Source organism: Aquimarina sp. Aq78, assembly GCF_900299525.1.
Taxonomy (GTDB): domain Bacteria; phylum Bacteroidota; class Bacteroidia; order Flavobacteriales; family Flavobacteriaceae; genus Aquimarina.
Window position 1 is genome coordinate 366,529 of the sequence record NZ_OMKA01000031.1, and the last position, 24,917, is coordinate 391,445.

A 24,917-nucleotide genomic window follows, 5' to 3' on the forward strand; every position below is an offset into this window, starting at 1 on the left:
AAAAAAAATTGTAATGTCAGTGATTATTTTAAGAAAAAACAGTTGTCTTCTTTTTCTGTTTTTATACGCAATGGTCTGTAATGCTCAGAGTAGGATAACAGGTGTAGTTTTGGATCAAGGTTCTAATCCGATTCCCGAAACATCTATACAGATTTTAGAACTAAAGAATAGAGGAACAGTAAGTGATTTTGATGGTAAATTCAGTTTAGAAATACCTCCGGGATCATATACTTTACAAGCTAGTTTTGTAGGTTTTAAGAAATATATAAAGAAGATAGTAGTACGTAATTCAAAGATTACATCTCTTACTATTGTGTTACAAGAAGATATAAAAGAATTAAGTGATGTAATTATAAAGGGAAAATCTAACGCTCAAAATACAAGAGAAAAAGCATTTGAAGTTGAAGTTATACAAACCAAGGGGCTTAAAAATATAAGTGTAGATATCAATTCAATTTTAATGACTATTCCTGGTGTTAATGTAAGACAAAGAGGAGGTTTGGGTTCTGGTTTTGATTTTTCATTAAACGGTTTATCCGGCAAACAAGTTAAGTTCTTTATTGATGGTATTCCTTTAGAAAATTTTGGAAGCTCATTATCCTTAAATAATTTTCCCGCTACATTGGTAGAGAGAGCAGAGGTTTATAAAGGTGTTGTTCCTATATATTTAGGAGCAGATGCTTTGGGAGGAGCAGTAAACATCATTACAAACCAACGCAAAAATGATTTCCTGGATGTTTCCTATGATACAGGTTCTTTTAATACACATCGTGCTACTATAAATGGACAATATTATAGTAATAAAGGCCTTGCTGTAAAAGTTTCTTCTTTTTATAATTATTCTGATAATGACTATAAGATAGATGGTATTGAAATAAGGGATGAACTGGGGAACGATACAGGGATTAGACGCGATAATGTAAAGCGATTTCATGACGCATATAATTCTCAAATGATCAGTCTGGAAACTGGTTTTGTTGACAAAAAATTTGCTGATAAATTATTGGTTGGTATTACTGCATCTGCCAATAAAAATGAGATTCAACACCCCATTGATCCCCAGAATCCCTTTGGCGAAGTGTTTACAGAGAATAATGTAATTAAAGCTTCTGTCACTTTTGAAAAAGCAAATCTGATCAAGGAAAAATTGAAAGTAAAATTATATGCCTCTATTGGTCAAAATAATGACAAAGTAGTTGATACTTCTGCTCGAAAATATGATTGGTTTGGTAATTTTATTGAAAGGGGAGACCAAAACTTAGGAGAGCTCGAATTTAGTAAAACCTTATTTGAGTTTAAGGATAACACACATTTAATTAATGCTTTTGGAAGTTACAAAATCAATGACAAGAGTAAGTTAAATATTAATTTCACCAAGAATTATGTTAAAAGAAAAGGTGAAGATCCTGCTAGAGTTGGAAGAATACCTTTTAATGATCCTCATATTATAGACAAAAATATATTTGGGGTATCGTACAATTTGGGCTTGTTTGATAATACCTGGAGTACTACGCTATTCGCTAAAGGATATTTGCTAAACTCAGAAGGTATTATTGAAGATTCATTTACTACTGTAGAAGCAGATCGTTTTACTGAAGTAGAGAATACATTTGAAGAACTAGGATATGGTTTTGCATCTACCTATAAATTTTCTGATCATGTCCAGATAAAAGGTTCGTTTGAGAAAACATTTAGGATTCCTGATGGCTATGAGGTATTTGGAGATGGGTTTCTATTGAAATCAAACCCCGAATTATTACCAGAAGAAAGCTATAATGCAAATCTTGGAGTTCTTTTAAACACAGATATTAATAAGTTCAAATTGCGTTTTGATACTAATGTTTTTCTTAGAGAATCAGAGAATTTTGTCGCAATTCGATCTGAAGGGATTTTCTCAAGGTTTTACAATACTGCAGCAGCCAGAAGCACAGGAATAGAAGGAGAGATTAGAACATTATATAATGATATTCTATTTCTTGACCTTAACGCAACCTATCAAAATATTATAGATCGCAATGTGGGAGATAATTCTGGCGTTGATTTTCTGAAAAACCAACGGATTGCTAATATTCCTTATCTATTTGGTAATGCCAGAATTGGATGTAACTTAAAAGATGTTTTTTCTACAAACGACCAAATAACATTCTCCTGGGGTTCTTACTATGTACACGATTATCCACTTACCTCTTTTATAGAAGGAGATCCTAATGATAGGGATATTATACCAGAGCAACTTTCGCATAATGTACAACTAGGGTATTCTTTTAAAAAGGGAACTTATAATATATCTGTGCAAGCAAGAAATATAACAGACGAGAAAGTGTATGACAATTTTGAAATACAACAACCCGGAAGAGCTTTCTATATAAAATTAAGATACTATTTAACAAATAAAAACTAGTAATAATTATAAATCACACCAAAATGAAAATAATAAATTATATTAAATATTTGATGTTGCTAATAGCAGTATCAATATTAACTACTTCTTGTAGTAGTGATGATGATGGAGGACTTATAGATCCTACCCCAACTTCTGTTTCTAAATATGTAGTTGGGTTTCAGGCATTCCCTGTTGGAGATGCATCTCCGGTAGACTATATTTTAGAATTACCATCATTAGCATCACTTACTACTGGTGAAATCTCTGTAGAAGGACAAGGAACACCATTAAAAGGTTGGAGGTTTTTTCATAACGTAAAAAATACGGTTTTTACTGCAGGGTATTCAGATGATGACAAATGCATAGCCTATGGTTTAGATCAAGACGGTAAATTGATAGAAAAAGCAAACTTTGCATTTCAATCAACTTTAGATAACTATTCTGCTATAGATGATAAAACGCTATTGGCAGTAGAGCTTACTTATAGTGGATTATCTGATAAGCGATTTCATATCATAAATGCAGAAACAGGTAAATTAGAAAAAATAGTAGAACATCCTATTGATATTGATAAAGGTGATGGTACTGCAAAAAATCCAGGGACGATTCCTTGGGTAACAGGTATGGTTTTAAGAGATGGAAAATTGTTTGTTTCTTATCATAAATGGATGGCCGATGGTTCTTATATAACACCAGATGTGGATAGAGCTTATGTGGCAGTTTTTAAATATCCCGAATTCGAATTAGAAAAAATAATCTATGATGATAGAACTAGTCCAATAGGAGTTAACGGTCATAGCACGGGGATTGAAAAAACCGAAAATGGAGATATTTATTCGTTTTCAACTTCAGCATTAAGCGCTGGTTTTACTTCTGCGACAAAACCTTCAGGTATTTTAAGAATTAAAAATGGAGCTACAGAGTTTGATAAAAATTATTTCTTTGATGTAGAATCTGCACCTAATGGAGGAAAATTATTCTGGATGGATTATATAGGAAATGGTAAAGCGATCGCCAGAATTATTATGGATGATACCGTTGGACCTTGGGGTGTATTTAAAGAAAAAGGAGATTTTTTCAAACTGGTTATTATTGATTTAGAAAATAAAACCGTTACCGATGTACAAGGAATACCAACCCATGCAAATCGATATACATCTCCAATGTATGTAGAAGATGGTAAAGCATACCTTAGTAGCTATGCAGGAACAGAAACACATGTATATATTGTAGATCCAAAAACAGCTACTGCAACCAAAGGCGCTAAAATACAAGGATTAGCACTTAAAGGAATTTTTAAAGTAACTAACTAATCTAATCTTTGTGAGAAGAAACACTCCTGAACAACATGGTTTAGGAGTGTTTTACAATTTTAATCAAAGTATAAAGCAATAGAGAATGAGAAAAATAACAGGATTAGTAATTATACTACTATTATGTACTACAAAAACTTTTGCACACTTCTTTTGGATAGAAACCAATCCTAATGGAGCTATAAATCAAGAACACGAAATACGTATCTATTTTGGAGAGTTTGCTAGTGGAGTAATAGAAAAAACAGACGGTGAAGTATTTCAAAATGCACAACATTTTACACTTTGGGTTGTGGATCAACAAGGGAATAAGGTAAAATTAGAAACCCAAGCAAAATCATCTCATCATGTAGCTAATTTTATTCCAAAATCAGAAGGGATATATTCTATTATCTTAGATAATAAGAAGTATAAGGTTTTAGATTATACTCAATATGATTATGGCATTTTTAGACCACAATATCATTCGGTTACTAAGATAGAAGTAGGAAAAAATACGGTACATAAAACGGCTGCCGTAAATCCAGAAAGCATAGTAATAGTTGATCTTTCTACAACATCTAAACAGGCTAAACTTCAAATACTTTTTAAAGACAAGCCTCTGGCAGAAGCAGAAGTTACAGTATTCATAAAAGAGGACTGGTCAAAAAAAATAAAGACCGATAAGAATGGAATGATAACATTTAGTTTGCCTTTTAAAACCCGATATGTGATTGAAGCAACACACGAAGATAAAAAACCGGGAACATATAATAATGTAGCATATCAATTTACCTGGCATTGTGCAGTGTATACTATCAATTGATTTTTATTAGAAAAGGCTATGACCATGACCGAAAAAGAATTGAAAGCAATAGCATCTCAATTAAGTTGCCCTAGTGGGGGTTCTGGTTTGGAAATCGCAAAAAAAATGAACCAGTCTAATTTAGGGATGATCCTTAATACGATTGAGAGTTTAAAGCTTGAAAAAGAGAACCATGTTTTAGAACTAGGACATGGTAATGCCATTCATCTTAATGAAATTCTAAAGCAAGCAAACGACATATCATATTTTGGTTTAGAAATATCAGAATCTATGAAAGTTCAATCTGAGAAGCTCAACAAAAAGTTAGTAAAAAAAAACCAATCTAAATTTTCACTTTATGATGGGAATACGATTCCTTTTTTAGATCATTATTTTGATAAAATAATGTCGATAAACACAATTTATTTTTGGGGAAAACCACTCTTTTTATTAGCAGAAATCTATAGAGTTTTAAAAAAAGACGGGGTGTGTTCTATAGCATTTGCTAGCATGAGTTTTATGAAAACACTACCTTTTGTAGATTCAAGGTTTGAATTGTATGATGCTAATAAAGTTAAAATTTTGGCAAATAAAATACCGTTTAGATCAATAGAAATTATTGATAAAACAGAAACTGTTGAAAGTAAAACAGGAGATACGGTGAATAGAGAATATACAATTGTAAAATTCACTAAATAGTCCTATTAGTTGATACAAAATTAGAAAGAGAGAGTATACTTTTATAAAGTAATACTCTCTCTATTCATAGATATATTTAGGGGTAACTTCGAGTCAAATTTTGTAAGGTTATCTTATGCCTTAGGCTGCTAAAGCCGGGGTAGCCATTCCGTATACTTCTATTGCAGGCTCAGTGATTTCTTTAGAAAATGAAACCTGTAAAGATTGTAGTACATTATAATTAAACCATATAGATAATAATCGGTAAGGAATTTCTAACGAATCTTTTAATCCTAATTTAGAATCTTCCATATGAACCCATCTTTTAAGTGGTTGCTCATAAATTTTATTCATGATTTCGGTTTTACCGAAATGCTCTTTCATTTTTATAAACATTTCTACATCAAATAACCATCTGCTAAAAAAGCTTTTATTAAAAATTACCGGAACCAGATCTGCTTTAAATACTTTGGCTCCACATTGTGTATCTTGAATAGACAATCCCAAAATGAATACAATAAGAATATTAATAAGTTTTGAGATCATTGCTCTAATACCATCTTTTTGGATATCATCTGAAGCGTTTTTAGCTCTTGAACCAAAAACAAAACTTAAGTTTCTATTGGTTTTTAATGTTTTTAAAAGCCCATCAAAATCTTCAAAATCTGTAGATAAATCGGCATCGATAAAACCAATGAATTCTATATCTCCTCTACTATGTAGATATCTGGCACCTGCTCTTACTGCTGCTGCTTTTCCAGAATTCTTTTTGATATCAATAACACTTACTTTAAGAGGATTATGAGATTGAATGTTCTTTAATACACCTACAGTATTATCTTTACTTCCATCGTTTACAAAGCATAAGTGGAAATCGTTTTCTTTTTGTATAAAGTTTAAAAAAGCAGTTACATTTAACCTGTTTTCTTCGTTATAGCATGGTATGATAATTCCCGTTTTCATAATGGTAGTTTTTTGAGGTTTATATTCCAAAAGTAGCCACGATATGCACTCTACAAGAAGGTATTTCGATGAGTAGAATATTGCTATCGGTGAATGGTTTTTATCGAAAGACATACCATTCGTCTATACATATATTAGAAAGCTCTGATTCTTGAAAACCAATGTTTTGAGGTGTGAGATTGCTTTGAGTAGGTCGTGGGTTTCTATAGAAGTCTGATTTGTAGTTAACCAGAACCATAAACTGCTAATTTTTAATTTGCATTCTTTTCAGACTTGTTCTAAACCGAAACCTTTGTTGTATATTTAATTCGAAAACTATGGCGGGTCTTTATGGATAAAACCACAAATAAGTATTTGATAAGTGCATTACTCATCGGAGTGGTTTTTCATGGTGCGACTATTTTTTTTACGCTAGAGTCTACATATGATGCGTTAATTCATTTGTTTTTTGGAAATCATTACGCCAATAATTGGTTTGAACCCTGGAACTATAGTTGGTATACAGGTTTTACAGTAATGGGATATCCACCATTAGTACATCAAAGTATTGGATTGTTCTCTTATATTGGTGGGCTTAAATTTGGTTTGTTTACCGTGGCTATTATAGCCATCATTCTTTTTATAACAGGAATATACCGTTTTGCCTTAGTACTTACCTCTAATAGAAAGGTTGCAGGATATACAGCTATACTTGCAGTGTTTTCTTCTGCTTTTATAGAGACGCTACATATTTTTGGACAATTACCAAGCATTATAGGGCTTTCAATCCTATTGCATGCGTTACCCGAAATTTATCTATGGCTTAAAATTGGGAAATATAAATATTTATTAAATGCTTTGAGCCTTTTAGCGGTTACAGTGACTTCTCATCATGTAACCCCAATTTTTGGGATGGTATTCTTTATTTTTCCGCTTATAGGTATGGTAATCATGGATGTTTCCAGAGAAAAAGCAGGTTCATATAAAGAAATTAGGTTTTTGATGTTTTTACAAAGCTTTCTTTCTCTTTTTAAAAGAATTGTAGGTTTTGGTTTTGGATCATTACTATTAATTATTGTTTGTATTCTTCCGTATTGGATTAATACTAAGAATAATCCGATTACTCAAGTACCCATACCACATGGATCGAGAGATAATTTTTTCGAAGTCACTTCATCAGGGTTAGTGTTCTTTTTGATCCCATGGGGGATTTTGTTATTCTTATTACCTTATATATGGTATCGATTCTACAGTAAGCGGTATTTGTTTTTTGGGTTGTCGATAACGCTTTTAACGATCTTGGGAACAGGAGGGACAACTCCAATCCCCAGAATAATGTTGGGCGAAAATGCTTTTAATATCCTAACGCTAGACAGGTTTACATTATGGGCCTCTATTATGGCCTTGCCTATGTTTGGTGAATTTAGTTATCGATTTATAGAAGGAGATTTAAAACAAAAAATTCAAGAAAAATACGGAGGCGTATATCATAGGATTTTGGGAGGATTATTTACAGGAGTTCTTGTTTTTACAACATTTTTTACGATGAGCCTGGGATACTTTAGGCCTTCACAACCGCAAAAAATTAAAATGCTTCCTATCTTAAATTTTTTAAGCCAGGATCAACATGATCAATGGAGGTATCTTCCTTTGGGATTTGGAGATCAGATGGCATGGCTTTCTGCTCAAACTAAAGCAATGACGGTTGATGGCAATTATCATTCTGCCAGGAGATTACCAGAGTTAACAACCAGAGCGGTAGAACGTTTAGAAAATTCAAAATTTAGAGGAGTAGAAGGCATTGGCTCTCTGCAACAATTTCTTACTGTTCCCGAGAAATATAATTTAAAGTATGTGTTTTCTAATGATAAGTTTTATGACCCTATCTTATATTTCTGTGGCTGGCAGAGGCTGCGACAATTAGAAAACGGGATTATGGTTTGGGAAAAATTAAATGTTCCTCCGTTATCCAGTATTTTACCCAAAGAAGATGTTCCCACGTTTCAAAAATTAATGTGGGGTTTAATTCCATTATGCACTGTGTTATTGGCATTTATTATTAATATACAATTGATATGGGTTCATGCATTAAAATCAAGGTATAAAAGTTTTCCAGTATATTTTAAGTTTGGAATACACTATAAGGAATTTCAAAAATCAATTTTTAAAGCATCTTATCTATGGGGATTCCTAATGTTGATTTTTACGGGATATGGTTTTTATTTGATATACATAAAAAATGTAAAACAGATACACCCTGTTAATGTAACAGAATCATATTATGATGCATTGGATTTTAAAGAATTTGAACGAGCATATTCTTATCTGGATCCGAAAAGTAATAAAACTATGGATCAATATATGTTAGAGGTTGCTGTAACAGATGGATTATTAAGCTCATATGCCAAATTAAATGAGATTAATGTAGACATTATTGCACAAACTGATAGTACGGCCAAAGCTAAAGTAATTACTTATTGGATCACTCCATTAGAAAAAATAGAAAAAATATTTTATCATAAGTTGGTAAAATATGGCAAAAAGTGGTTTGTAAAGCCATTACCATATGATTTGGATATTCCTCCGGATCAATTATTTGCAGAAAACATCACTGCTTTTTATAATCATGGAAGACGTAGAGTTAGTTCTGAACAGACCTACCACGAAGATGTTCTTAAACAACCTGTATTAGAGGTATTATCGGCAAAAATTATTGAATGTAGTGATCAATATAGCCTTATAGGCGAAATACAAAATATCGATAATATACCAGCAGATGTTGTAATCACTGGCACATTATATAATAGTAATGATGAAAAATTAGCAAGATATAATGCCAAACATCAAATGAAACATAAATTAATGCCTAAGGAAATTACTAGTTTCCGTATTAATTTTGAAGGAATTGCCTGGATAGATAAAGAGGACCATAAGCCTAAAACTTTTGACCCTGATCAGTTTACAGCGATGAAATTTGATGAAAAACCTGCTAAATTCAACTTGCAATGTGCAGGAAATGTAACAACAGTAGATTTATATAAAGGAGTTGCAATTAATGAACTTTCTATAAATAATGATCATGTAGAAGGAGTTTTATTTAACTCTGGACTAGAAGAGGTTACTATTCCTTTACTATTAGTTTCTTATTACAATAAGGATCATGAACTAGTATGGGTAGATCATCAATATTTACCAGAAGGTATTCGCCCACAACGTAAACAATATTTTGATTATCAGTTGTTGGATTTATCAGGAGTAAATACTATTAATAAAGATTTGAAGAACGTTTTTGTAAATGGACTATTAAATACTTTAATTAGTGATAAAGTGGTTCCCAGTAGAAAAGTTGAACACCAATCAGCACAATTTTTACCAATAGAAGGAAAAGGGTTTAGTTATATTAAATTTGAAATTAATACGTATATCGGAGCACCAAATTAATGAAGCTAAGAAAGAAATATATTATTCTATTACTGCTAGGGTCATTAATTTGTACCATAAGTATAGCTTTTACGACTGTTCTAGAAAAAACAGATGAGGTTTCTGCAGTGTTATTAACCAAAGAAAGAGTGTTTGAAGCAGGAAATACTATTGTGTTAGATTTTAAACTTAGTATACCTGTTCGGACTCAACTTTTTATACATTCCTCTTTTGGAAGCAATGTTATCGATTCTGATAAACAGAATACAGCTCATTTTGTCGTTCCAGAGTTTATGGCAAAGAAAAAAGGGTTAGTATCGTATACCTTACTTGGTGAGTCAGGGAGTTTATATGAAGGTGAAATACGCATTATATCTAATACCAAAACAAAAGTGCATTTAGAATCCTATATTGGGCCTCCTAGTATCATAGCAGGAGGAGAAGATTATACAATGCAAATTATCGTTCCTACTGATTCTTATGATAATCCATTGCCGGATAGTACAGCAGTATTGATTAGACATCAATTTTTAGATATAGAAAAAGAAAGCATATTACAAAGCAAAGATATGATAGGTTGGGTAAACATATTCTCTTACGATCAATCAGGACGAATATTATTGTTTTCGAAAGTTGGCGGGACGGTTTCTAAGGAGTTTTCTGTTGAGGTATATCCTTCGTTACCAGAAAATTTTGAGATTAGAAGTAATCGAAAACATGCATATGCAGATGGTAATCAAATTACAGAGTTTATTACTTCTATTATAAAAGATGAATATGGCAATATAGTAAGTGATGGCTCCCTTGTTAAATTTATAATTAAAGATGCAAAAGGCTTACTATTGCATACACAAGGAAGTACTGTTAATGGCCAGGCAGTAGGTAAAATTTTACATCCCGATCATAAAGATACGTGGCAGATTAAAGCCTATGTGCCGGGCATGGCAGAGAGCAATACATTAACTATAGCATATACCCAGGTTTTGGATGATTTTGAAGTAAAATTTGACAACGATAATAGAGAGATTACTATTGGACCTCTGGTAAGTTTTATGGAACAATTGACCTCTGATGGAACTATAGTAAAGATTGATGTTTTTAAGGATAATCAAAAAATAGAAACTAAAATTAAGACTTCTTCACAAGGACTTGTTAGATTCCTTTTACAGGATGGGTTTTATGCTTCGGGGAACTATGATATACAGATCAAAGCCTTAGGAGTACAAAAAGAATTTAAGAATATAAAACTAAGATGATGGGTTGGAATAGAAACATATATAGATCACTCATCATCATTTCTTTTGTTGGAGCCATTATATTAATACTCTTTGGTATCAGCCAGACATTATCTTATCTTACTACAGGAGCAGATCGAAGTTCGATGCTACATCTGGCTTTGCATAAAGAGCAAGTGTATTTGCCCAAATTAAAATGGAAAGACACGATTAACCCCGGGCGACCTATAGAAAAACAGACGCTACAAGATATAGAACAGGATTACCTTAATGCATGGTATATACGTAATGCAGCATACCAAACTAATAAGCAAGAGGGAATAGAGGATTACTATACTAAAAGTGCACGCAAACATATTGTTACATCATTAGTATCCAACAAGGAAAAAGATATTGCTATACATAGCACCACCACTACTCATAATGTAGCATTAGATTTTTATAGCGCAGATGGCCAATTAGCAGTTATAACAGATACAGGTGTAAAAGAATATCAAAGAGTTTATCGAGATCATGAACTACTATTAGAAACAGAGTTGCAATCAGACTATCAGGTGATGTTAATGTTAGAAGATGGTTTTTGGCGAATACGCCATATGGTAAAAGAGAAAAATTATTCATCAGATCCTGTAATGCAAACGAATAACTCGATTAAAGTTATAGGAGAAAAAATATTTGTAGAAGATAAAGAATACCAGATCAAAGGAATTAATTACTATCCGCAGAAAACACCATGGGATATGTTTGGTGATGATTATGACATTAATGTCATTGGTGCCGATTTTGATGTTATTAAGAATGCAGGCTTAAATACGATACGAATTTTTATACCCTATGAAGTTTTTGGAAAAGCTAAGGTGAAAACAGAAAAATTAGAAAAACTTAAAGAAGTATTAGATAAGGCAGAAGCCAAAAACCTTAAAGTTATTGTTACATTATTTGACTTTTATGGGGATTACTCTGTATTGGATTGGACATTAACCCATCGCCATGCAGAACAAATTGTAAGTACTTTTACACATCATAAAGCGATCCTGGCCTGGGATATAAAGAACGAACCTAATCTGGATTTTGATAGTAGAGGAAAAGAAAATGTATTGGCCTGGCTAAAAGAAATGACTCGCCAAATCAAACAATTCGATCCTAATCATTTGATTACTATCGGGTGGTCTGATACAGCATCTGCTAGTTTACTACAGAATGAAGTAGATATTATTTCTTTTCATTATTATCTGGATATCAATACTTTTCCTGAAGCGTATACTGCAATGGGTGCTAAAATTGAGAAACCTATGGTTTTACAAGAATTTGGGCTGTCTTCTAGCAGGGGACTTTGGAGTCCTTTCGGTCCATCAGAAAAAGGGCAAGCTAATTATTATAAACAATTTCAAGAGATCATTAAACAAGATAACATCCATTATCTCTCCTGGACTTTATATGATTTTGATGAAGTACCTAGTGGCGTGGTAGGTAAATTACCTTGGCGAAAACATAAACAAAAATACTTTGGGTTTATTGATCGCGATGGAAATAAGAAACCTGCCTTTGAGTTTATAAGTAAGTAAAAAACACTTGCACGAGATACAAGTGTTTTTACAGTTACGACAAATCATTAAGTTTGGGGCAATCCTGCCAATATAGAAGCAGAAATATTTTTATAAAGAAGCCCCTTTATATGTCTTTTCAATTTTACGTGCGTTATTTTTTTTAATAGCATTAAACTGCTCTATATACATTGCTGTAATTTTACTCATTGGTAAGGCAGTTGCTGCTTTATAATTTGCTTGTCCTAAAGCAGTACGATATGCAGGGTCCAAGACTATTTTTTCGATAGCATCGGCCAGGCTATCTACACTTTCTGGATTAAAGAATTCTCCTTGGTATCCTTCGTCTTTTACTAATAAACTTAGATCTCCTAAATCTGGCATAACCACTGCTTTACCATAACTTCCTGCTTGATGTAATACACCAGAACTACCTGTTGTAGAGGTATAAGGAAACACGACCATTGCACTTTCTGCAAAGATTCGAGGTACATCTGCCTCTTCTACATAACCAGTAAAAGTGAGTTGAGGTACATCTGTATATTTTTCTTTCATCGATTGTAGATATCCAATAACATTAGGATTATCGGTCCCAGCAATTACAATCTCTAAATCAATATTTGTTCTTGATCGTATTTTTTCTACCGCTTCAATCATGATTTCTACTTTTTTGTAGGTGCCAAATTTACCAAAAGTCATAATCTGCAATGGACCTTCTGGAAGCGTGTATTTTGGTTCTTCGGGTATTTCAAAAGTTCCATGAGGAATCTGTACTACATTTTCAGTTTTATATTTCGCTTTTAAAATATGTACATACTTGTCAATAGTAACAGCAACGATATCAGCAGATAAAATAAACCGGGTAAGTGTTGTTCCTATCCCGTTATAGATTTTTTGTAAAACTTTATTTTTTGTAAACCCGGAGCTTTCCAGATCTACTTGCTCCATAATATTGTGTAACAGAACTATAGTTGGTATTTTGTTAAAGACACAACGCTTGGGTAATAATAAACCAAGTGCTGCAGCTATTTTTTTATCTCCGAATTTCATAAACTGAAGATTGAACAATATCGCATCTGGACGAGTTTGTCTAATAGCTTTCATAACAGAGAAGATGTTACTATAGCTATTAAATTTCCAACATTGCTTAACGACTACATTACATCCTTTTTCTTCAAAAACTGTATCAGCATCTTTAGGAGATACATCGGTTAATAAAATAAGTTCGGATACCTCGGTATGCTGTCTAAAATGTTTTACCAGGTGATATGCATATTCATTTAAAGTTACTTTACTAGGTGGATATGCTGTTACAATTGCTAATTTCATCTGTTGAATTTTGTATTCTTTTTTAGAAACAGACAGAGACGAATTAAAATCGAGTAGAAATCTTGTTGGTTAACAGGTTTCAAGATTTTAGGACGAATGGGGTACGTCTTTACTTTTTTGATATAAGAGTATGTTTAAACACCTTACTTCCTGAAAAAGAATACTTCAAGAACTTGGCTTCGATTCAAAAAAGAGTATTTATCTCGATAAACCTATGTTTTGAACCATTGCCAAAACCTTAAACTAGTCATCTTCAGTTTGTATTCTGTTTAAACATGCTCTAATAAACTACAATTTATAATAACCTGACAACAAAAACAACTGAAACGTAAGAAGAATAACTATAATGTTGTCGATTAGAAAGAGTTTTGTAAATGTTACAGATACTAGACTTATATAACTAGAGGTTAGTAATTTTCTCTAAAAATATGATCTGCTTTATTTTTTTTGAAAGCATTTGCTATTACATTATTTTCTTTGCCTAAAACAAAAAGTATTTTACTTCTTCTATTGGCTTTTGCATAGATTTCTTTTAAAACTTTTATTGCTTTTTTGTCGATTTTTTTTACTTTTTTTAAAGACATGACTACTTCTTCATAATGATCTAATAAGTAGTCAAAATGATTTTTTACTACTTCTGTATTATCCAAAGTAAAGTTTCCTATGACTTCAAATGTTCCTGAGGTATTTATTATTTGTAGTTTCATGATGTTTTATATTTGGGGGAGTGTTATATGTTATACGAAATCACTTCTTAGTATGTAACTTACTTTACCAAAAGCATTACTTATTTTTTTGTTTTCTTTTCCAATGATGTAAAAAATCTTGTTGCTTTCCATAGCATTTCTGAATAACTTGGTCAATACCGTAACACCTGAAGCATCAATTTTTTTAACCTTATCAATACACAATATCACTTTATCAGAATTAGATAATAGCTTCTCAAAATGATGCTGTAGCGATTTGGTGTTTTCTGCTACAATACTTCCTTTAATTTCAAAAATTCCTTGGTTTTTAGTAATTCTTAAAGCCATAACTTCTGGTTTTAATGGTTATTAATATTTCAAAGATGGATCAATTTTTTTGCATCTCTACGCTAAATCTGTTGAGGTGCAAATATCTATCGATGAATTGATTTAATTGTTCGTTGAGCTTTTTTTAGATAGCTTAAAAAAAAGAAGATTTGAAATATGAGAAGAATAGCCATTGCTATTATTTGCATAATAACAATATCAGATAATGTGTCGTGAAAGAATATGATAAGTACCACTTGCAAAACCCCAAGTAACGCCGATAATATAACAGGTATATATTGATCTAAGGATAAAAAATAATAGGCAAAAATGTTAGAAATAGCAAAAAGCGAAGTTGCAATTGCATATTTCCACAGTAGTGGCGCAACACTTAAGTATTCTGAGCCAAACATGATATTGATCACGAATTCGGGAAATAGGTAACATCCCAGAACAATTGATGCCGAAAGTAGTGTGATATAGAATACATATTTAAATAATATAGGAGCATGAGGCTCTCCTTCTTTTTGTTTTTCTACTACCTTGGGTAATAGTAACATCACAAACATCCAGGCCACAAAATAAACCACTCTGCCAATCAATGCTAATGATGCATACAGACCTGCCTCATAGGTTTCAAAATAATGTTTAACCATTAGGATGTCACTATTGTTGATTATGATTTGGGTAAACTCATAGAAAGCTGTTAGCAAGAAAAACTTAATGATATATTTAGATTCTGCAGGTGGTAGTTTATGCTTTTTTGTGATCTCTATATCTTGAGAACGAAAAGGTAACAACCCAAACAAAAAAGAAATAGCAATACCCAAAGCTACCAAAATAGAAGACTGTAAACCTAAGGTATATATCAAAATAAGAGTAATAACCAACCTGCTTAACATCTCTCCCTGATAGGTGATTGCAAGACTGTCAAACTTTTTACTACCCTGAAACACTCCTCTGTTTACACTCATTATGAAATAAATAGGTACGCCAATCCCAAAAATGGTAAACATAACAGAGGATTGAGTATTAAAAAGTACTTGAAGTTGTTTGGAAAAAATAAGTAAGAGAGCGCCAAAGATAACTCCAACAATACTTGAATATTTATAAATAATATTGATAAAACTTTTAAATATTGAATCCTCAAAAAGAACAGAAAACTTGGCAGTTGATAGCTGAAATGTCATCGCTATAAATGATAAAACCAAAAGAAAAGTAATTAATAATGCTGCATCTGCAAATTGTTCTGGACCTAAAATTCTACCTAATATCAAATTGTATAGATAGTTTCCGCCATTAACAATGATAACGCTGATCATAAATTTTTGTTCAGCACTTAATTTCTTTAAAGCAGTATTAAGAATCATATTCATAAAGTTAGTTTTTAATTTTCCAACCTTTACATTTTATACTAAAAATATTCTCTTTTTGATAAAACCACTATACCACCTATTTTTAGGTAGTATAGTAGCTTTATTGACTATTGTTATTGTATTAAAAAACTTCCCTCGTATCTTTTCTTAAAATCATCCCCTCTAATAATGTACTTATACACTCCTTGCTGTAAATTCTTAGCAGTAAACGTAAAAGTGTCTGATGAGGCTGTTGCACTTCCTAACTCTTCTTTTTGCACAACTCTACCCAACATATCAATTACAGAAATTGTAATTTTTTGGTTTACCGTAGGCATTTTGATAGTTGTTTGTGTTCTGAACGGATTAGGAGAATTATGTATAACAGTAGTATTATCTGTAGCCAGAGTAATGTCTTCGATATCATCATTATTAATAATTGTAGCATCGCTATCTTCCTCATCGATAGTGTCTGTATTTTCTTTTTCCTTGGTAAAAGCGAGTTTGGCAACTTCGAGATTGAAAAGAGCAAAGCTTTGATAATCTCCCTGAATCGAAAATACAACACTTCTTAATTCATCGATAGAAACACTTTGTTTTGCTTTACTCGAAAAATCTGAAAAGGGAATGGTATACGTTTGTTTTGTATCACTTGCTTTTATAGTATATCTAAGCCTGTCATTCCAGTTTACAAGATCTTTGGTTACCAAAATTACTTCTACATCTCTATCGGTGTATAATTCAAACTCAACGGCATCATACTCAGAAACATTTAATGTTAGATCACCACCAAGGATATTTCTAAACAGGTTCATAGTTTCCTTAAGGTTACCGCTTACTTTGGCATCTCGTTCTACTTGATAATGCCCTTTTTGAGTTTCACTGTTTTTATTTTTTACAATTTCAAAATTAAATACAGTAGCTCCCTGCTCCAGAAAATCGATACCCCATGGGCCATCTGCCAGGTATAATACATCTGCTGTATTGGGATTATCACCAGTAATAGCAAACCCAATATCAAATAAGTATCCGGTTTCTACAGTGATAGTTTCCTGGTATTTACCAGATAAGGATATGGTTTTGGTAATTAGTTCTTCTTTAGATAACTCGGTAACTCTTTTGTTTCCTCTGAAATTGAACTGACTTACTTCTGATTTATTTACAATATCCAGAATAAGTTTACCGTCTCTATAAAATCCTTTTTGTACGAATACAGATGGGATGTTATTAGGAATAAAAGTTTTACCTAATGATTTTTGTTCGATCAATTTATCGATAATAGTATTTGCGATAGTTGCTACCTGTGGGATAGAACCACCCCAAATCTGGAAGTTAAGGTAGTCACCTTCTGGATATTGATCGATATTCCATAAGCTATATAATTCATTTTGAAACTCATCTATTCTCACAGAGAAATGTAAGGCTTGTTCGATTTCCCCAGTAACTCTTCTGATTTTAGTATTTACCAAAGTATGATTTCGAATTGTTAATGTTCTTATATCTTCCAGTACAGAGCCATTAAGTCTATCACAAATCGTTTTAGAATGATCATAAATAGATCCTTTGGTTGCCATAGCAAGGGCTGCTCCAACTCTCTTATTTTGATTGTAGTAATCTATCGAAAATACCGCTGTAGCATTGGTTATACCGATTAGATCGTCTGGGCTAGAAACAAAAGATGTTTCTGTTCCTGTGGCACCAGTTGTTGGGAAATAAATACTTAAATCTTGGTTATTACCAGACTTGTATGATTTTTGACCCGGAGCGAAACGTTTTTGTAATTTCTTTTGATTGTATACGTTGTTCGTTTTTGATCTTAAAAAGTTTCTTTTGGCAATTAAACTTGCCAGATCACCATTACTTTCTAATCCTCCGTCGTTTCCAGAAGTTACAACACCTTCTTCTGTTAATTCTGGGATATTTGTAGTTTTTAGCGATGAGTATTGATCGGCTTTGATGTGAAAAAGAACATCATTAAAGTCGTGATCTGCTCCCGGGTAGTCTCTCCTAATATCTTCAAATCCAAGTACGATACTCTCATTTGCTGTATCAGCAAGCAAGATGTTATGTGGTCGTAGGGCTTCATCACATTCTGGGTTGTAATCAGGATTAGAATAGATTTGCCATAATCCAGAGTCTACAGTGCTACCATTCCAACCGTCTACAAGTAATACCCAGCCAATACCAGTATCTGCTGCAAAACTACCTATGTTTACAGTATTACCAGCATTTAATTCACCATCGCTACCTGTTTTAGATGCATTAGGGAATACAATAGTTATATCTTCTGGGCTAGGAGTCGCAGTAGAAGGGCTATTTATATCATAGGTATAAAAACCTAATGTATTTTTATAATTTGTGTTTTCACCAATAAATGTTACAGAAACATTCGTTGTACTTTCTATGATAACATTGGTGTCGTATCCCGAGTAAATATAATTCGGATTAAGGTTTGGTACAGAATTTCCTTCTGGTAATGCGTTATCAATTCGTGTGAGGTAATCAGAAGCGAGTGTTTCGTTTGTTCCTAAATAATCAGGAGTTCCGTTACTATTATATGTTCCTGGATATTGGTATCGCTGGCCAACACTTAATACAGGAAAGCTACTTGGAGTTTGATTTCCATTATCAGAATCAAATACGGTTTCTTTTAAATCAAAATTATCATCTAAGCCATCCTGATCAAAATCATTTCCTGCGGCAACTGTATCAGCAGTACCATCATTGTTAGTATCGTACCCATCTACAGTATCCAAAGTTCCGTCATTATTAGAATCGGTGTCCATAAAGTCAGGGTTATCAGTACCATCAGTATTTATATATCCTTGAGGCGTACCCCCTTGATCTGGATCAAAGGAATCATCCATACCATCTCTATCCTGATCTGAACCAGAAAGAGCTATAAAACTTGCACTGTTCTGTCCTTCAATAAGATCAATAATACCGTCCTGATCTGCATCAACATCATATGGATCATAAATTAAATCACCATCGGTATCTGTAGGGTAGAATGCAACTCCGGTTTGATCAACGTCTACGATATCAGCGATTCCGTCAAGATCAGAATCTACAAAATTGGTGTCTTCAGAATTAAAAAAACCATCTCCATTGGTATCATAGCTTCCTAATCCGGCTTCAACGATATCAAATATCCCGTCGTTATCACTATCAAGGTCCAATACATTAGGAACTCCATCACGATCAGTATCAAAAGCCAAAGACACTCCACTATTACAGGTATTCCCAAAATCTGGATCCAGGTAATTAAAAATTCCATCAGAATCATCATCACCATATGGATCAATTCCACCACCTTCTACCACATCAGGGATTCCATCACCATCGGTATCCTTATCAAAAGGATCCAAAACTTCATCTTTATCAGCATCTATAGGAGATACTCCAACTGCACATTTAAAACCATCATTAGAATTTGTTACTTCGGTATTATTTAATAATGTGGCATAAGGAGAAGCTAACTCATAATCATTTACTAAATACAATCCACCTTTATTACTAGATACGTATAATCGGTTACTGGTATCGGTATAACAAGCACCAAATGTATGACTAGGTAAATCTGTAACGGTCTTATAGCTAAAAGCGGGTGTAGCAGTAGTAAGATCCCATTTATAAACGTTTCCTTTACTACCGCCATATAGATTACCATCTATAAATACGATATCTGCACAAGTGCTTGGCGAAGCCTGATCAGATACTACGATCTCAAATGTTGGAGATGACGAACCATCATAACTTTGAAGATTGGTAATTTTATGAAATGATTGTTTATCAAGTGCATTTTGAAAAACCCATAAGTTCCCTTCGCTGTCTACATCGGCAGCATAACCGCCACCAAATGAAACACCTCCATTTTGGGCAACAGCACCTAGATCTACTACGATGTCTGTTCCGATACGTAGTAAATGCTTATCACTATTTCTAATCGCATATAAGAAGTTATCTACAGGATTGTATCCTCCCGCATTGTATGCTGTATGCGTATGAAGAGGGTCTGAGTATGTTCCTGTTATCGGGTCGTATGATCGTAATGCTCCAGAAATTACCTGATAAAATTTTCCCTCATTACAATCAAAAGATTGTTGGGCATACGTGGTATTCGCTAGGAGAATTATCAAAAGGATAATGATCTTTTTCATAGTATATACTGGTCGTTTGTATTGTAACTAATACAGACGTTTTTTGATAGTTAAAATATATTTTGAATTCAATTTGTTAAAGAAGAAAGTAGTTATCTTACCATATAGTAATCTGTTTTTAGGTTGAAAATATCTGAAGCACTTTTGCTATTTGTTCTGATTTTGAAATAGCTAAACCAAATCATTAATAGGTTGATTGGGATAAGGAAAGAATCTTTTAGTGTTATTTTAGAACCTTCTACTTCAATCCAGCTATCTAGTGGTTCTTCACTAATACAGTTTAATAGATCTTTTAACCCTACGTGTTTTTTTAATCGAAGAAAAATTTCAATATCAAATAACCATCTGCTGATAAATCGTTGGCTATATACATTCTCGATAATACTTTTCTTAAATACTTTTGCTCCACACTGTGTATCTTTAATAGGAAGCTGAAGAATAAATCGGATAAAGAATCCAACAAAGTTTGATAAGAGTTTTCTAATTATATTTCTGTCAATATTGTTTGATTCTGCTGCTTTTCTGGAACCAAAAACCATGGTTAGTTTTGGATCACTATTTAGTTTCTTTACCAAGTTGTCCATTTCTTCTAATGATGTAGAAAGGTCGGCATCAAGAAAAGCAATATTTTCTATAATGTCTATATCTGCCAGGTAGTTTGCTCCTGTTTGTACTGCGGTAGCTTTACCTTGATTATGTTCTAGATCAAGTACTGCTATCCTTTGTGGATCAAATTCTTTCAGTTCGCACAACATTTTTAAAGTATCGTCAGAACTGCCATCATTCACAAAACATAAGTGGTAATTTGAATTTTTGCTTAAAAAATCACAAAACTTTTTTTGAGGTAATCTATTATATTCATTATAGCATGGGATAATAATTCCGGTAATTTTCGTCATTTTTTTTAGATTTTGGGACATACTTCTGGGGTAGTAGAAGTATTGGTTTTTTACTAATGGTCTTTATTATTTTTTTAGACCTTAATCTTTTAAAACATGTTAAACATTCTTCTGGGGATTTTTGAAGACTATTTTACATTTTGACGAATTTACTTTAATCTCGAATTGATCATAAGTACTAGTTATCAACTCGTTGTAAAAGTAATATGTGTTTTTGAAATTTTATTATGGTAAAACCTCAAAATATTTACGCATATTCCAAAAACAGTGTATTTTGTCGATAAATCGTCATTTTTTGCTGAAATTTTAACATTTTTTGATTAAAAAAAGAAGGGTAAATACTACAAATGTTAAAGAAAAAAAGAGTTTTTGGGTAATTTTAGTGTTAAAAAAAGGGGGTTTTTCCCCTGTTTTTATCCTTAATAATATAAAATTATGTTAATGCCGATACATTTTTTCTTAAATGAATCCAGGGTAGAGATATTATTTTTATAAAACTTATTAAGTTTTTGACTGCTGTTTTTTTAGTTATTCTTACTTTAACGATGTTAATCAACTATTACACAAAATAATGCACTTAAAGTCATTTTTTATTAGCCTTATATTTTTGTTTTCATTTTCATTTTTATTTGCACAAGATATGCAAGAAGGGTTTACGTATTTAGAAACCGGTAAATATGATAAGGCAAAATCTTTTTTTGATACGATTCTAAAACAATATCCCGATAACAAAACAGCACGTTTATGTTATGGAAGAGCGGTGGGGTTATTAGGAGATTCACAACAAGCAGTATCAATTTTTACAGGACTAAAAAAAGAATATCCAGATGATTTTGAAATTAAACTAAATTATGCCGAGTCGCTACTCTGGAATAGCCAATTTACCAAGGCCGAAACATTTTATGAAAAATTGATTAAGGAAGATAGCACAAGCTTTCCTGCGGTACTGGGATACGCAAATACACTTTCTAATCTCAAAAAATATGAAAATGCATTGAAGCTGGTCAACAATGCATTACAACTACAAAATGGAAACCCTAATGCCTTACTATCTCGAAAATATATTCGTTTGGGGTATGCCAATACCATAGCACAAGACAAAAAATATGATGAAGCAATTGCATTATTAGATCAAAATCTGATTGATTTCCCTAATGATAAGGATACTCAGTTAAACAAAGCAAATCTATATCTAATGACAGATAATCTGGATAACGCAGAAAAGACATATACCGCTTTGGCAGTTAATCCTAAAGATAGTATTGTATCGTTAAATGGCCTGGCTCTGGTAGCTCATAAAAGACATAAAGAGAAAAAAGCACTAGCTATAGCAGGTATGGCAATGCATAAAGTAAAAAAAATTAAAGAGGATAAAGAACTCTATCTATCTACACGAGAGCGATATATACAAGCATTATTATGGAATAGAAAGTTTGCTGCAGCAAAAGAAGATATAGATCAATTACAACAATTATATCCAGATAACTCGCGAGTGCTGGCTCTACAAGCGACTCATGGTATGTATACCAGTAATTTTAAAACCAGTCTTCAAAAATACGATGCGATTTTAGAAAAAGATAAAGGATCTTTTGATGGTAATTTAGGAATAGCAAATGCATATAGAGCAGTGGGAGAGGATATGAAGTCCTATGCATATGCTTTTAAAACATTAGAATATTACCCAAAGCAACAGGATGCAGAGAAGCTAATAAAGACGTTAAAGAAATCACACACGCCTTTTATAGAAGAAAAAACAGCATTCACTTTTGACAATGGAGATAATGAAGCAGTAAATATTACGGTAAAGACCGAGATTCCATTATCTGCCAAATTCAAATCAGAGATTCAATATGATTATAGAACTACTAAAAATACGGTAACCAAAAATGAAGCTACGTCTCATGATTTTTGGCTAGGCGGAGTATATAAATTTAATGGAAGAGTTTCTCTACAATCCAAAATAGGGATCACTAATGCCGATGGATTTACAACCGAATATACAGAATTAGTTGCCGAGGCGATAGTAAAAATAAAACCTTTTAAACTTCAAAACTTAGATGTTGGATATAAAAGGGAGTTACAAAACTTTAATGCCGATTTATTAAATCGTGAGATTGTAATGAATAATTACTTTTTGAATTATAACCTGGGCACTAATTTTAATTTAGGATGGTACACTCAGTATATCTATACTTCTCAAACCGATGATAATAGCAGAAATCTGCTTTTTACATCTTTGTATTATACGGTATTACAAAGACCTATTATAAAAGTAGGTCTTAACTATCAATATCTTTCTTTTAAGAATCAGGTACCTACAATCTATTTTAGTCCTGCACGATTTAATTTAGGAGAGTTATTCGCAGAAGTAGTAAGTGATCCCCAGAAAAAATGGTTCTATAATGCAAGTGCAGCTTTGGGGCGACAATTTGTAGAAGATGACCCAGGTTCATCTACTTTTAGAGCAGAAGGAAAATTTGGATACCGGTTTTCAGAACGATTTAAAGCAGACCTCTATGGCAAGTATAGTAATATTGCTTCGGCTACAGCAGCAGGTTTTGAGTATGTAGAATTTGGTTTTAGACTAAAATGGTATTTCTTAAAAAAACCAATTTTTGATAAAAAGATTATGGAGTTACAGACCAACGCATCACATTAACGAGAGTTTTTTTTATAATTTAAGAAAACTATCCCCAAAAATAGATTCGTAAATGTGCTATGAGATATCTTTTGTTTCTCGAAAAACAAATTGTTCTTCTTGATAATCTTTTAATATGAGTACGTAAGGTCAGATTCTTACGCTCTATCCTGTTGGTACAATACCGAAACACCTTATGAATTTCTTTAGGGATCAATCCCGGATAAATATTTAATCGGTCGGTATAAATACTCTTGGGTTGCAATAACATTAATTTATCAACCAATGGCCTGATAGTATCTTTTGTTTTTCTACCTACAAAAAAATCAACAACATTTTTGGTATCTCTTTCTATAGCATAGGTAATCCAGGTTACATTGTTTTTACTACCGATAAAGCTCCACAGCTCATCGACTTCAAATTTGCAACCTAACCTATTAAAACATGGAGCTTTAATTTGTAGGCTAATTTTTAGCATCCTGGATAATACTGTATTTTTTGAAATGCCTATAATTCTAGCAATACTCAAAACACCACAGCTTTCTTTGAGCAAACTTTTAATCAAAGTATTTGTTGTGGTTTGATATGCTTGATAAGAGTATGAGTTTTGAAATGAAGTATGACAATCTCTACAGGAATAGCGCTGTTTTCCATTTCTTTTACCTCGCTTTATACAATTTGATTGGTTACAATTTTTACAATTCATAATTGCAAATATAACCAAGCACCAATTTGACCTACGTAGAGATACAAAACCCTTATTTAATAGGTTCTAAGCAATTTTAAGTAGTGTAAACAACATAAACAAGCCTCAATAAAGAGACTTGTTTGTTTTGTAAGTTATTGATAATCAGTCTTAAAAACACACTTTTTTTCAAAAACACCAGTTTGGGACATTACCCTTCTGAGGTATTAAAAAACTCCAGATTACCATTCTTATACACATAATTACCGGCATACTTTCCTCGCGCCAGCTGGCCTGTTCGCTAAAAATACCCACTGGGTATTTTCTTTACGCTCCATCCTATTAAAGAACTTCCCTCTGTTGCAATCTTTTTTAATTTTGCTCCAGTGGCGTCGTAAATATAGCTAATATTTCATTTGTTTAGTTTGCAAATATAACCAAGCACCAATTTGACCTACGTAGAGATACAAAACCCTTATTTAATAGGTTCTAAGCAATTTTAAGTAGTGTAAACAACATAAACAAGCCTCAATAAAGAG

16 protein-coding genes are annotated in these 24,917 nt (G+C 32.6%); 8 read left to right on the plus strand and 8 right to left on the minus strand.

The genetic code is table 11. The annotated features are described in order from the left end of the window. The first annotated feature begins 13 nt into the window (after positions 1-13). The 4 genes from DG435_RS24610 to DG435_RS24625 all read left to right on the plus strand — a co-directional run bounded on the left by DG435_RS24610 (position 14) and on the right by DG435_RS24625 (position 5,179). Positions 14-2,401 carry a carboxypeptidase-like regulatory domain-containing protein gene (locus DG435_RS24610; protein WP_159025587.1) on the plus strand — a complete coding sequence of 796 codons (2,388 nt, stop codon included), beginning with the start codon at positions 14-16 and terminating at the stop codon, positions 2,399-2,401. Between the two features lie 23 nt (positions 2,402-2,424). Then, a complete protein-coding gene (locus DG435_RS24615; RefSeq protein WP_106792765.1) occupies positions 2,425-3,696 on the plus strand; it encodes a DUF4374 domain-containing protein in 1,272 nt (423 codons plus the stop codon). 85 nt (positions 3,697-3,781) lie between these two features. After that, complete coding sequence (locus DG435_RS24620) at positions 3,782-4,501, plus strand: DUF4198 domain-containing protein (protein ID WP_106792766.1); 720 nt, start codon at positions 3,782-3,784, stop codon at positions 4,499-4,501. A gap of 24 nt (positions 4,502-4,525) precedes the next feature. Beyond that, a complete protein-coding gene (locus tag DG435_RS24625) occupies positions 4,526-5,179 on the plus strand; it encodes a class I SAM-dependent methyltransferase (RefSeq protein ID WP_199852679.1) in 654 nt (217 codons plus the stop codon). Positions 5,180-5,299: 120 nt separating this feature from the next. Here DG435_RS24625 and DG435_RS24630 read toward each other — a convergent pair whose 3' ends face one another. After that, on the minus strand, positions 5,300-6,121 hold the full coding sequence (locus DG435_RS24630; protein ID WP_106792768.1) for a dolichyl-phosphate beta-glucosyltransferase: 822 nt from the start codon (positions 6,119-6,121) through the stop codon (positions 5,300-5,302). A gap of 330 nt (positions 6,122-6,451) precedes the next feature. On the opposite strand from DG435_RS24630, the gene DG435_RS24635 reads away from it, so the two are divergent. The 3 genes from DG435_RS24635 to DG435_RS24645 are packed head-to-tail and all read left to right on the plus strand — an operon-like array spanning position 6,452 to position 12,320. Further along, positions 6,452-9,541, plus strand: coding sequence for a hypothetical protein (locus DG435_RS24635; RefSeq protein WP_106792769.1), 3,090 nt, complete (start codon positions 6,452-6,454; stop codon positions 9,539-9,541). Then, positions 9,541-10,776 carry a hypothetical protein gene (locus DG435_RS24640; RefSeq protein WP_234387099.1) on the plus strand — a complete coding sequence of 412 codons (1,236 nt, stop codon included), beginning with the start codon at positions 9,541-9,543 and terminating at the stop codon, positions 10,774-10,776. Before DG435_RS24635 ends, DG435_RS24640 begins: the two co-directional genes overlap by 1 nt. After that, positions 10,776-12,320: a cellulase family glycosylhydrolase gene (locus DG435_RS24645; RefSeq protein ID WP_369872394.1), complete on the plus strand. Its 1,545-nt coding sequence runs from the start codon at positions 10,776-10,778 to the stop codon at positions 12,318-12,320. The genes DG435_RS24640 and DG435_RS24645 overlap by 1 nt, the downstream gene beginning before the upstream one ends. A 90-nt stretch (positions 12,321-12,410) precedes the next feature. Here DG435_RS24645 and DG435_RS24650 read toward each other — a convergent pair whose 3' ends face one another. The 6 genes from DG435_RS24650 to DG435_RS24675 all read right to left on the minus strand — a co-directional run bounded on the left by DG435_RS24650 (position 12,411) and on the right by DG435_RS24675 (position 21,055). Further along, on the minus strand, positions 12,411-13,628 hold the full coding sequence (locus tag DG435_RS24650) for a glycosyltransferase (RefSeq protein WP_106792771.1): 1,218 nt from the start codon (positions 13,626-13,628) through the stop codon (positions 12,411-12,413). Positions 13,629-14,035: 407 nt separating this feature from the next. Further along, positions 14,036-14,335 carry a hypothetical protein gene (locus tag DG435_RS24655; protein WP_106792772.1) on the minus strand — a complete coding sequence of 100 codons (300 nt, stop codon included), beginning with the start codon at positions 14,333-14,335 and terminating at the stop codon, positions 14,036-14,038. Between the two features lie 30 nt (positions 14,336-14,365). Beyond that, positions 14,366-14,662, minus strand: coding sequence for a toprim domain-containing protein (locus DG435_RS24660; RefSeq protein WP_106792773.1), 297 nt, complete (start codon positions 14,660-14,662; stop codon positions 14,366-14,368). Positions 14,663-14,748: 86 nt separating this feature from the next. After that, positions 14,749-16,017: a sugar isomerase gene (locus tag DG435_RS24665; protein WP_369872395.1), complete on the minus strand. Its 1,269-nt coding sequence runs from the start codon at positions 16,015-16,017 to the stop codon at positions 14,749-14,751. 113 nt (positions 16,018-16,130) lie between these two features. After that, positions 16,131-20,156, minus strand: coding sequence for a DUF4114 domain-containing protein (locus tag DG435_RS24670; RefSeq protein WP_106792775.1), 4,026 nt, complete (start codon positions 20,154-20,156; stop codon positions 16,131-16,133). A gap of 92 nt (positions 20,157-20,248) precedes the next feature. Then, complete coding sequence (locus tag DG435_RS24675; protein WP_159025588.1) at positions 20,249-21,055, minus strand: glycosyltransferase; 807 nt, start codon at positions 21,053-21,055, stop codon at positions 20,249-20,251. Positions 21,056-21,626: 571 nt separating this feature from the next. On the opposite strand from DG435_RS24675, the gene DG435_RS24680 reads away from it, so the two are divergent. Further along, positions 21,627-23,714 (plus strand): tetratricopeptide repeat protein, encoded by a 2,088-nt coding sequence (locus DG435_RS24680; protein WP_106792777.1) that lies wholly within the window; start codon positions 21,627-21,629, stop codon positions 23,712-23,714. Between the two features lie 28 nt (positions 23,715-23,742). Here DG435_RS24680 and DG435_RS24685 read toward each other — a convergent pair whose 3' ends face one another. Further along, positions 23,743-24,399, minus strand: coding sequence for an IS1 family transposase (locus DG435_RS24685; RefSeq protein WP_106792778.1), 657 nt, complete (start codon positions 24,397-24,399; stop codon positions 23,743-23,745). Positions 24,400-24,917 lie beyond the last annotated feature (518 nt).